Source organism: Ascidiimonas meishanensis (genome assembly GCF_037782385.1).
In the GTDB taxonomy this organism is placed as follows: Bacteria; Bacteroidota; Bacteroidia; order Flavobacteriales; family Flavobacteriaceae; genus Ascidiimonas; species Ascidiimonas meishanensis.
In genome coordinates this window covers 1-2804 of record NZ_JBBEXD010000028.1, presented here as the reverse complement: position 1 = coordinate 2804, position 2804 = coordinate 1, and the positions used below count along the sequence as shown (strand labels likewise).

Here is a 2804-nt window from a genome sequence, read left to right as displayed (position 1 = left end):
GATAATTTGATATTAATAATTGATACTAAAAGATGGAGGGTTATTGTAAGTCTGGGGGAACTTTGCATTAGTATACTTTGTTATTAGGGTTATCTAAGCATATGGATTAAATTTTAAACTCCTTCTTATTTATTTATTGTTATTAGTTGATGGTAAACGCACTATTACTGTTGCGCAAGGTTTTCTATAGGTGTATCATTTCCCATGCCTCTATCAATAAAGTATTGATATGCATTAAGGAACAAAGTTTTTCTTGTGGCATATATGGAAGAATTCTGCAAACTTCTGTTGGCTGAATTCTTATAACTTAACATAGTTTTATTAGTCATTGCTTTTTCTTTCAAGTAAGAACTTATGTTATTCTTAGTCTAAAGATAATACAACAAAAAGCATGTTTTATAAACCATTGTTTTTAATGAATGAACTAATGTTTTGGGAAGTATATTACTATAAATATTGTTCATAAAAGTAGTGTAACTATTGTTCATAACACTAATTTAATCGGTTTAAACAACTGTATATCAGCAATTTGAATTAATTTTTTTATTTGTAGGGAAATTTACAATAGTATACATCATTTTCTTAGCGAACTTGGTGGTAAGCCAAATTCTTTAGTGTACGATTTAATGATATAACAATAGTGATAGAACTTATTCTAGGATCTTTTTTTAATACCTCCTAATAATTTAAAACTAAACCACATTTTGGCGTTATTCTATCACATAGAATAGGATATTGGGACTTATTTAATATCTAAATCAATTCTTTCTTGTCCATTTTAGACAGTAAAAAGAATCTAAAGTTGCTTTAAACAAGCAGAAGAAAGGGTACACTATCTTAATTTTTTCTATTCTTAATGTGGATTTGATATAATGATTCTTTTGTACCAAATAGTGATTGCGCAATGGAGCTTAATGATTTCAATGCCTTTACTAGTGGAATGTACAGTTGGGATGATTGATGAAAAAACACTTTTTTATTTGGCTTACTAGGTATTACATTTTATGAAGGTAAGTTTATAGTGCGCTTCTACTAGTTTAGATTGAGGTGTGTTTAGTGGTAATGGCTCAGTTCACCGTAATATATCAGACAGTATATGTTATTGGTGTTAAATTTTATAAGAAGAGGATTCAGTTGTAAAAACAAATTTAACGAAGGTATTATTTACCTTACATTGAGGTTGATGTTTTAAGTTTTCTCTATTAGTTAATTAAATCACACTTTAGAATCTTATTTGTTTACATCGTATAGATCCTTGTATTCTACCAATAATTTAGTGTCAATATCATTTTCTATATCAGAAAAGAGTTCAAATACATCTAAATAGTGAATACAATACCTGATTGCACTTTGGAGGTTTTTTTCGGTAGTTTCATCATTGGGACACAAGGGGCTTGGGTAACCTTTCATTTTGGCTCTGATACATTCTTTTCTTCTGTATTCACCTTTATCAAGTTTGATGCCAATTTTAAAGTTTTCTTTTCTAGCTTTTTTGTTGATAGAGAGTAAAAAATCCAATCTGTCCCATCTGTACATTTGAATACTAAGAAATACGACCGCTCTTTCTTTGTTGAATTCAGACATTAGATCAACAGCTAGTTCATCAATACAGTCTTGTACCCAAGATTCTTCAGCGTCTATAATAAGTTTAAAGTACTCTGTGCCTTGAGCTTTTTTACATATTTGTCTGAAGCGTTCTTTAAGATCTTTCCATTCTTGTTGTTCTCTTTTAGACAAGGAGGCTCCTTTAGAAAGTTTTTGAAAAAGGGTAACACTGCCAAGACAAGAAGGTTTACATATTAGAAATGGCGTAAATTTTGAATGATCTAAATTTTCTATGAATTCAAGAATCCTATGAGCAGTTTCATTAAATTGCTCTGTTTTTGCGGTTGTTTTAGTGATGTATTTACTAATTAGAATTGATCTATTTATAAAAGGAACTTTTTTTACTTTTTGATTCAGTCCTTTTGAAATTAAATAATTCTTTTGTTTTTTGGACTGTATGCTTTTTTTAGCTAGTATTAATGGGGTTTTTAGCCATAAAGCACAGTCTATTAAAAGGCTCATGATTTTGGTGATATATACATTACCAGGTGTTTGAAATACAGATAACGATTTTTTAGACTTAAAACTTAGTTTGTAACTAAATTTCAAGAACTTTTTCTGGTAATTAACTAAATGTTTCATAATAACATTTTGATTTTTTATAAGTTATCATTTAGTTAAATCAATTTTCTTTAATGCTTACCACCATATTAAAAAATACTTGTTACGCTCGTTATTTCAGTAAATTATTCTTACTTAGAACCTTGTTTACAAAATGCTACTGTGTTTGTGTTTATAATAAATAAAACTAAAACCGGAATTACCAAACTTGAAAAAGCAAAATATTATTAGATAGGTTTAACAGTCCTGAGAAATATAATAGATTGAAAACAATACTATTTTTCTTTGATAGGTATGTTACCTCCGTAAAATATAGTTTCATAGGTAAGTTTGGAGTTCACTGCGATACATTTTATTTATAAAATGTAGATAACTCCATATACTAAAAACTGTAATTATTACAAAATATCTTGTAATGTGGTTCTTAGATAAATTATTATTGGTTCTACTTAATTTCTTTATTTCACTGTAGCTAAAGTATCTAATACAAGAATATCAATTGGAATTCTGTTGTGAAATTATAAATTATTGTTGTGTAGCGATAGTTTTACTATATTTTAATAGGGGTAAAATTGAAAAAATGCGAATCAAACGATTTTCACGGTTTGGTGGAGTTCTTTACCTTCCGTATAGACTAA

Annotated in this window: 2 protein-coding genes; both read right to left on the bottom strand. The window is 28.3% G+C overall.

Annotation, left to right across the window (positions count from 1 at the left end):
- Positions 1 to 164: 164 nt before the first annotated feature.
- Positions 165 to 329: a hypothetical protein gene (locus WBG07_RS19240; protein WP_340203745.1), complete on the bottom strand. Its 165-nt coding sequence runs from the start codon at positions 327 to 329 to the stop codon at positions 165 to 167.
- 901 nt (positions 330 to 1230) lie between these two features.
- Positions 1231 to 2187, bottom strand: a complete 957-nt coding sequence (locus WBG07_RS19235) for a proline dehydrogenase family protein (RefSeq protein ID WP_340203743.1) — start codon at positions 2185 to 2187, stop codon at positions 1231 to 1233.
- Positions 2188 to 2804: the final 617 nt, after the last annotated feature.